Below are 7,651 nucleotides of genomic sequence, written 5' to 3' on the forward strand. Positions count from 1 at the left end.
CTCTACTCGGTCGACTCGGTGCCCAAGGTGGTCAAGAAGATCAATGCCACGTTTGCTCGCGCCGACCAGATTCAATGGTCAGAAGGCAAGAACGACATCGACTTTTTCGCCCCCATCGTGGCCGATGCCGAAGCCGGTTTCGGTGGCGTGCTGAATGCCTTTGAGCTGATGAAGGCGATGATCGAAGCGGGCGCTGCCGGCGTGCACTTCGAGGACCAATTGGCCGCGGCCAAGAAATGCGGCCATATGGGCGGCAAGGTCTTGGTGCCAACGCGTGAAGCGGTCTCCAAGTTGGTCGCCGCCCGTCTGGCCGCCGACGTGATGGGCACGCCCACCGTGCTGCTGGCCCGCACCGACGCCGAAGCCGGTGACCTGGTCACCAGCGATATCGACGCCAACGACAAGCCGTTTTGCACCGGCGAGCGCACCATCGAAGGTTTCTACCGCACCAACAACGGTATCGAGCAGGCGATCAGCCGTGGCCTGGCCTATGCGCCCTATGCCGACATGATCTGGTGCGAAACCGGCAAGCCCGACTTGGCTTTTGCCAAGCAGTTCGCCGACGCCATCCATGCCAAATTCCCCGGCAAGCTGCTGGCCTATAACTGCTCGCCTTCCTTCAACTGGAAGAAGAACCTGGACGACGCGACCATCGCCAAGTTCCAGCGCGAGCTGGGTGCGATGGGCTACAAGTTCCAGTTCATCACGCTGGCCGGCTTCCACAGCCTGAACCACACGATGTTCGAGTTGGCCTATGGCTATGCCCGCAACAATATGAGCGCCTTTGTCGAGCTGCAGGAGAAGGAATTCGCGGCGGCCGAGCGCGGCTTCACCGCCGTCAAGCACCAGCGCGAAGTCGGCACCGGCTACTTCGACGCCGTCACCACGACGATTGAGCGCGATGCCTCCACCGCCGCGCTGAAGGGCTCGACCGAAGATGAGCAATTCTTCGATGCCAAGCATGCTTGATTGAGCGGTTCTTGAACGAGAAAAACCCGGCTTGCCGGGTTTTTTGTTTTCAAAGGCGCGGTCTCGGACCCCTGCTTACATCGACGCCAGCAGCATTTCAGAATAGTCAGCGGCACTGGCCAAGCGCGGGTTGGTCTTGTGGCAATGGTCGAGCAGGGCGGCTTCTGTGACGGCGTCGAACTGAGCCGGCTTGACTCCCAAGGCGGCCAGTCCCGCCGGCAGTCCCAGCCTGGCGTTCATTGCGCTGATGGCGTGCGCCAGCTCCACACCGTTGCCGCCGTCGCCATTCAAGCCCATCGCCTGCGCCATCCGCGCCAGCTTGTGTTCTCGCTGCATGCCGAGGGCACTGGCATTGAAACGGATCACCGCCGGCAGAAAGAGCGCATTCAGCGTGCCGTGGTGCAGGCGCGGATTGATGCCGCCGAGCGCATGGCTGAGCGAATGCACGCAACCCAGACCTTTTTGAAAGGCCAGCGCGCCCTGCATGCTGCAGCTCATCATTTGCCAGCGCGCCTCGCGGTCGCTGCCATCAACGGTGGCGCGCTCGAGATGGGCCCAGCCCCGGCGCAGGCCGTCCAGCGCGATCGCCTCGGCCGGCGGGTTGACCGCGTCCGACATGAACGTCTCCATGCAGTGCGCGATCGCGTCCATGCCGGTGGCCGCCGTCAAACCCGGCGGCAGGCTCAGCGTCAACTCGGGGTCGCAGATGGCGGCCTTGGGCAACAACACCCAGTTGTGAAAGCCGAGTTTGCGGCCGTCGTCGACGATCAGGATCGCGCCGCGCGCCACCTCGCTGCCGGTGCCGGCGGTGGTCGGCACCGCAATCACCGGTAGCACCGCGCCGGTGATCAAGGCGCTGCCGCCCGCGATGGTGGCAAAGTTCTTCAACGGCCCGGCATGGGTGGCGGCAATCGCCACGCCCTTGGCCAAATCCATGCTGGAGCCGCCGCCGATGGCGATCAGGCCGTCACAGGCGTGCTGGCGGCATAACGCGACGGCCCAGCGCACGGCGATCTCGGTCGGGTTGGCGGGGGTCTGGTCAAACACCGGCGGTGCCTGCTCGCCCCACGGCGCCAGCGCCCGCGCGAGCACGCCGGCCGCGCGCACGCCGGCATCGGTGATGACCAGGGGCCGGTGGATACCGGCCTGCTCGCAGATCTGCGGCAGCAGGGCGACGGCGCCGAAATCGAACTGGATCTGGGTCAGATATTGGATCAGGGCCATCGGGAGTCCTTGGGTGATGAGAAAATCGGCGGTTGGCGTCAAGCCTAAGCTCTGGAGTCCTGTTTGAGTAGCACCTTGTTGACACCCAAGATGGCCGGCGTGCTGAGCCGTATTCACCGTGCGAACCGCCCAGCCTTTCACAGCCTGAGCCCCAAACAAGCGCGCATTGGCTATCTGATGGGGGCCGAGATTCTGGATCTGCCGCGTGCACCGTTGGCCCGGGTCGAGAACTTGCAGGTGCCGGGCGCTTGCGGGCCGCTGGCCGCGCGTTTGTATGCGCCCAACGCTGAACGCTTGCCGGTGATCCTGTATCTGCACGGCGGCGGCTTCACCATCGGCAGCCTGGAGACGCACGACAGCCTGTGCCGGCAACTGGCCTTGCGCAGCGGCGTGGCGGTGTTGGCCCTGAACTACCGGCTGGCACCCGAGCATGTGTTCCCGGCCGCCGTCGATGATTGTTGGGCGGTGCTGGCCTGGCTCGCTTTAACCGCCGACAGCTTGGGCCTGGACGGCACGCGCATCGCCGTCGGCGGCGACAGTGCCGGCGGCACGCTGGCGGCGGTCTGCGCCCTGCATGCGCGCGATATCGGCCTCAAGCTGGCCCTGCAGCTGCTGATCACGCCGGGCACGACGGCGCACGCCGACACTGCCTCGCACAAGCTGTTCGCCAACGGCTTCTTGCTCGACGCGGCCTCGATTGACTGGTTCTTCAACCACTACATTGCCCGCAATCACCGCCGCGATTGGCGTTTCGCGCCGCTGGAGGCGACCGATCACAGCGATCTGGCGCCTGCCTGCGTGCTGCTGGCCGAATGCGATCCGCTGGTCGATGAGGGGCTGGCCTATGCCGATCTGCTGCGCGCCAGTGGTGGCCAGGTGCAGTTGGAGCTGTACCGGGGCGTTACGCATGACTTCATCAAGATGGGTCGCGCCATCCCCGAGGCTTTGACCGCGCTGGATGACTGCGCCGCTGCGATCAAGGCGGCGTTTTTTTAAGCTCAGCGCAGCGCCACAAAGCGCTCGACGTGGCGGGCGCCGCTGAGGTAAGGCGTCAGGGCGACGGCCAGCCGCTGCTCGTCGGCCTGAGCGTCCGCGCCGGCGTGAATCTCCATCCAGGTCTGCGGGCTGGCCTCGCTTTCTAGCCGGCGCAGCAGCCGCGGGCGCGGCCCGTTGGAGCCTGCCAAGGCTTGCTCGAAGGCGAGCAAGGCCGCATCAAGATTCGCGTCTGCCACCTTGTAGTAGACGTAGATCTCAACGCTCATTGCGGCTCCGTCAGCTCATAGGGCAGGGCGAGCGGGCGTAAGAGCGGGCCGTCCGGCGCGCCCAAATGCAGGCTGCCCGAGGCCAGGGCGGCGATCTTGGTCTCGGCCAGCAGGAGGCCACGGCCGTCCGTCAGCGCTGCATTGGCGACCAGGCCGGCCGGTTGGCCGGGATCTTCGCTGTGAAAAATCTCCTGACCTGGCTGAGCCTTGACATCCGCGTGCACATCCAGCTCGAACAAAAAAGTGCGGCGTTTCAGCGTGCCGCGGTACTGCATGCGCGCGACCACCTCCTGGCCGGGGTAGCAGCCCTTTTGAAAGTTGACGCCGCCCAGTAGCTCCAGGTTCAGCATCTGCGGTACGAACTGCTCGCTGGTGCTGCTCAGCACCCAGGGCTGGCCGCTGAGCAGCTCCAAGGCCTGCCAATCGGCCTCGCTGAGCGGTGGCAGCGCCGGGGCGGGCGCGTCGGCGCTTTGGGCCAGCAGAAAGCGCGGCTGAGTCGCCAAGCCGGGCAGGCGGATCACGGTGGCATTCGAAATCTCGGCACGGCCCCAGCGCGCCGCCGGCGCCGCCTCGCCCAGCCACGTGGCAGCGGCCTCGCCATTCAGACCCCAAAGCGCCACGTCGGCGCTGGCGTCGCTGAGTTTGCATTTGGCCCGCATCACAAACATCGTCAGCCGCTTCAAAATGGCCGGCAGCAGCTCAGCCGGCAGGGCCAGCAGCACTTCGTTGTCACTGGTCTTCCAGCCAATCAGCGTCGCCAGCAAGCGCCCCTTGGCCGAACAAAAACCCGCCAGCCGCGCCTCCTGTAGGCCCAGCAGCGCAAAGTCCTGAGTCAGCTGGCTGTGCAAGAACTTGGCCGCGTCCTCGCCCTGGGCGCGTATCACGCCCCACTGGCTCAGGCGGGCCGCCCCATCGGTGTTGCTGTGTGTAGTCATGGCGCGATTATCATCAGCCCCCGATTCAGGGCGCGGGTTCAAGGGCATTGACGATGAAATTTTTAGGCAGATTGCTGGCGGCATTGCTGCTACTGGCAGCGGCTGTGGGCGGTGCGGCTTGGTGGTGGTTGCAGGCGCCATTGCCTCTGGCCAGCCCTTCGGTCGAGCTGTCGATCGAGGCCGGCAGCTCGCCGCGCGAGGTGGCACAGGCCTGGGTCAATGCCGGCGTGCAGACCGATCAGCGACTGTTGTATGAATGGTTTCGCTGGTCCGGCCAGGCTCGGCTGATACGCGCCGGCAGCTACGAGGTTCACCAGGGCGTCACGCCGCGCGAGCTGCTGGCCAAAATGGTGCGCGGCGACGAGGTGCTGGAGCAGTTGCGGCTCATCGAGGGCTGGACCTTCGCACAGGTGCGCGCGGCGCTGGCCAAGGCACCGGCCCTGAAGCAAAGCACGGCAGCCATGACCGAGGCGCAATTGATGGCGGCGCTGGGCGCACCGGCGCAGGCCGCCGAAGGTCGTTTCTTCCCCGACACCTATGCCTATAGCCGCGGTGTCAGCGATTTGACCGTCTTGAAGCGCGCTCACAAGGCCATGCAAAAGCGCCTGGACAGCGCCTGGGTCGGGCGCAGCGAGGGCCTGCCCTTGAAGAGCGCCGACGAGGCCTTGGTGCTGGCCTCCATCGTCGAGAAGGAAACGGGCGCTGCCGCCGACCGTGGCCTGGTGGCCGCCGTCTTCATCAACCGATTGCGTCTGGGCATGCCTTTGCAGACCGACCCGACGGTGATTTATGGCCTGGGTCCGGCCTTTGACGGCAATCTGCGCAAACGCGATTTGCAGACCGACACGCCGTTCAATACCTATACCCGCGGCGGCCTGCCGCCGACGCCGATCGCGATGCCCGGCAATGCCTCGCTGCTGGCGACGCTGCATCCGGCGCCCAGCCGGGCGCTGTACTTCGTGGCCCGCGGCGATGGGTCGAGCGAGTTCAGCGACGACCTGGCCGCGCATAATCGCGCCGTCAATAAATTTCAGCGCGGTAACCGATCCAAGTGACAGCTCGATTCATCACCTTTGAAGGCATAGACGGGGCCGGCAAGTCCACCCATATCGCGGCCTTGACCGAGCGCCTGAAGGCGCGCGGCGCGGTCGTCGTCAATACCCGTGAGCCGGGCGGTACCGCACTGGCGGAGACGCTGCGCGGGCTCTTTCTGCACAGCGGCATGGACAGCTTGACCGAGGCCTTGCTGGTGTTTGCCGGCCGGCGCGACCATCTGCAGCGCGTCATCGAGCCCGCTCTTGCCGCCGGCCAGACCGTCTTGTGTGACCGTTACACCGACGCCAGCTTTGCCTACCAGGGCGCTGGGCGCGGCATGGATCTGGGCGTACTGACGACGCTGGAGCAATGGGTTCAAAACGGCCGCCAGCCCGATCTGACGCTCTGGTTTGATCTGCCCGCCGAGATGGCGGCCGCGCGCCGCGCGGCGGCACGCGAGGCCGACCGCTTTGAGCAACAGGATCTGGCGTTTTTCGAACGCGTGCGTGGCGGCTATGCGGCGCGTGCGGCTGCCGCGCCGCAACGCTTTGCGCGCATCGATGCCAGCTTGTCGGTGGCCGAGGTGGCGGCACAAATCGTCGCCGTGATGGAGGCACGGGGGTGGTAGGGCCAAATCAGCAGCAGTCGCTGCCTTGGTTGGTGCAGCCTTTGAGCCAAGCGCTGGCGACGGCGCGCTCGCATGCTTTGCTGGTGCAGGGACCGGCCGGCGTGGGTCAGTTTGATCTGGCGCTGTTGCTGGCACAAGCCTGGTTGTGCGAGCAGCATCCTGCGTCTGAGCAGCGGTCCCGCCCCGCCTGCGGGCACTGTGCGAGCTGCCTGCTATTCCAGTCGCATACCCATCCCGACTTTCAGCTGCTGCTGCCGGATGCCTTGCGTGAGTCGCTGGGCTGGGCCCAGGAGGCCGAGACCGGCCGGGACGGTATAGACGGGGGAAGCAAAGCCTCCAAGACCAAGCCCAGCCGCGAGATCAAGATCGATGCGGTGCGCGCGATGCTCAATTTCACCCAGGTGACCTCGGCGCGCGGCCGCGCCAAGGTGGTGGTGGTCTACCCGGCCGAGGCCTTGAACCATGTGGCCGCGAATGCCTTGCTGAAGACCTTGGAGGAGCCCGGCGGACTGCTGCGTTTCGTTCTGGCCAGCAATTCGCCCGAGGGCCTGTTGCCGACCATTCGCAGCCGCTGCCAGCCGCTGCCGCTGGGCCTGCCGGCGCGGCAGCCGTCGCTGCAATGGCTGAGCGAATGCGGCGTGATTGGGCCCGAGGTCTTGTTGATGGCCGCCGGCGGCCGGCCGCAAGAAGCACGCGATTGGTTCGAGGCCGGCCTGCGTGCCAACGCTTGGCAACAGCTGCCGCAGCGCCTGGCCCGCGGTGAGGCCGCCGCCTTGGTCGACTGGCCGCTGCCGCGCGCGATCGACGCCTTGCAGCGCCTCTGCCATGACCTGCTGCGGCGCAGCCATGGCGCGGCGCCCACCTACTTTGCGGCCGAGTCGCTGCCGACGCCTAGCCTCGCCGCGCCCCTGCATGGTTGGGACGCCGCGCTGCGCCGCGCCGCTCGCCATGCCGAGCACCCCTTGAATGCGGGTTTGCTGATGGAGTCGCTGTTTGCCCAAGGCCGGCAGGCGCTGCTGGAGGCGACGACTAGGCGCGGGTGACGGCGTCTTTTTGCTCGATAGCGACGCGAGGCATTCGCTACACTGCCTCTATGAACGATCAGCCCGCCAAACCCATCGCCGCCCCGGCCACCGCAGCGGCGCGGCCCAGCGTGATTCAGCTGGCTTTCAAGGAAAAAGGTGCGTTGTACGCGGCCTACATGCCGGTGTTCGCGGACGGCGGGTTGTTTGTGCCCAGCAACCGGGAATATCGCCTCGGCGAGGATGTCTACCTGCTGCTGGCCTTGCCCGATGACAATCAACGTTATCCGGTGGCGGGCAAGATTGCCTGGTTGACGCCGGCGAATGCCTCCGGCGGCCGCACCCAAGGCATAGGCGTACGCTTCCCTGCCGATGAAAAGAGCCGTTTGGTCAAGAACAAGATCGAAGAGATTTTGGGCACCCAGATCTCATCCTCCAAGCCGACACAGACGATCTAATTCAACCACCATGTTCATTGACTCCCACTGCCATCTGAGCTTTCCTGAACTGCACGCGCGCCTGCCAGAAATTTTGGCCGACATGGCCGCTGCGCAGGTCGAGCAAGCGGTCTGCATC

Annotated in this window: 9 protein-coding genes and 1 pseudogene; 7 read left to right on the top strand and 3 right to left on the bottom strand. The window is 65.8% G+C overall.

Annotation, left to right across the window (positions count from 1 at the left end; genetic code table 11):
- On the top strand, positions 1-969 hold a 969-nt coding region (gene aceA / locus RMO57_RS01795; protein WP_310383670.1), incomplete at its 5' end, for an isocitrate lyase.
- 75 nt (positions 970-1,044) lie between these two features.
- On the opposite strand, the gene RMO57_RS01800 is transcribed toward aceA, so the two are convergent.
- Entirely contained in the window at positions 1,045-2,193 is a 1,149-nt protein-coding gene (locus tag RMO57_RS01800; protein ID WP_310383673.1) for an iron-containing alcohol dehydrogenase, read from the bottom strand.
- 90 nt (positions 2,194-2,283) lie between these two features.
- Here RMO57_RS01800 and RMO57_RS01805 point away from each other — a divergent pair, with 90 nt between their 5' ends.
- Positions 2,284-3,189 (top strand): alpha/beta hydrolase, encoded by a 906-nt coding sequence (locus RMO57_RS01805; RefSeq protein ID WP_310383685.1) that lies wholly within the window; start codon positions 2,284-2,286, stop codon positions 3,187-3,189.
- Positions 3,190-3,191: 2 nt separating this feature from the next.
- On the opposite strand, the gene RMO57_RS01810 is transcribed toward RMO57_RS01805, so the two are convergent.
- Positions 3,192-3,455, bottom strand: a complete 264-nt coding sequence (locus RMO57_RS01810) for a DUF4936 family protein (protein WP_310383675.1) — start codon at positions 3,453-3,455, stop codon at positions 3,192-3,194.
- A complete protein-coding gene (locus tag RMO57_RS01815; protein ID WP_310383677.1) occupies positions 3,452-4,390 on the bottom strand; it encodes a folate-binding protein in 939 nt (312 codons plus the stop codon). Before RMO57_RS01815 ends, RMO57_RS01810 begins: the two co-directional genes overlap by 4 nt.
- A gap of 53 nt (positions 4,391-4,443) precedes the next feature.
- Here RMO57_RS01815 and mltG point away from each other — a divergent pair, with 53 nt between their 5' ends.
- The 5 genes and pseudogenes from mltG to RMO57_RS01840 all read left to right on the top strand — a co-directional run.
- The gene (mltG, locus tag RMO57_RS01820; RefSeq protein ID WP_310383678.1) at positions 4,444-5,445 is read left to right on the top strand and encodes an endolytic transglycosylase MltG; all 1,002 of its coding nucleotides are present in this window, start codon (positions 4,444-4,446) and stop codon (positions 5,443-5,445) included.
- The gene (gene tmk, locus RMO57_RS01825) at positions 5,436-6,053 is read left to right on the top strand and encodes a dTMP kinase (protein ID WP_414896361.1); all 618 of its coding nucleotides are present in this window, start codon (positions 5,436-5,438) and stop codon (positions 6,051-6,053) included. The genes mltG and tmk overlap by 10 nt, the downstream gene beginning before the upstream one ends.
- On the top strand, positions 6,047-7,096 hold the full coding sequence (locus RMO57_RS01830) for a DNA polymerase III subunit delta' (protein ID WP_310383681.1): 1,050 nt from the start codon (positions 6,047-6,049) through the stop codon (positions 7,094-7,096). Before tmk ends, RMO57_RS01830 begins: the two co-directional genes overlap by 7 nt.
- Positions 7,097-7,146: 50 nt before the next feature.
- The gene (locus RMO57_RS01835; RefSeq protein ID WP_310383682.1) at positions 7,147-7,533 is read left to right on the top strand and encodes a PilZ domain-containing protein; all 387 of its coding nucleotides are present in this window, start codon (positions 7,147-7,149) and stop codon (positions 7,531-7,533) included.
- Positions 7,534-7,543: 10 nt separating this feature from the next.
- Positions 7,544-7,651, top strand: a pseudogene (locus RMO57_RS01840) (DNAase); the annotation flags it as partial.

This window comes from Roseateles sp. (assembly GCF_031397715.1).
Taxonomy (GTDB): domain Bacteria; phylum Pseudomonadota; class Gammaproteobacteria; order Burkholderiales; family Burkholderiaceae_C; genus Paucibacter_A.

Excerpts from the sequence above, each read along its gene's own strand:
- RMO57_RS01815 (WP_310383677.1), bottom strand. The coding sequence starts at position 4,390 with ATGACTACACACAGCAACACCGATGGGGCGGCCCGCCTGAGCCAGTGG.
- RMO57_RS01805 (WP_310383685.1), top strand. The coding sequence starts at position 2,284 with ATGGCCGGCGTGCTGAGCCGTATTCACCGTGCGAACCGCCCAGCCTTT.
- mltG (WP_310383678.1), top strand. The coding sequence starts at position 4,444 with ATGAAATTTTTAGGCAGATTGCTGGCGGCATTGCTGCTACTGGCAGCG.
- RMO57_RS01800 (WP_310383673.1), bottom strand. The coding sequence starts at position 2,193 with ATGGCCCTGATCCAATATCTGACCCAGATCCAGTTCGATTTCGGCGCC.
- RMO57_RS01835 (WP_310383682.1), top strand. The coding sequence starts at position 7,147 with ATGAACGATCAGCCCGCCAAACCCATCGCCGCCCCGGCCACCGCAGCG.
- RMO57_RS01810 (WP_310383675.1), bottom strand. The coding sequence starts at position 3,455 with ATGAGCGTTGAGATCTACGTCTACTACAAGGTGGCAGACGCGAATCTT.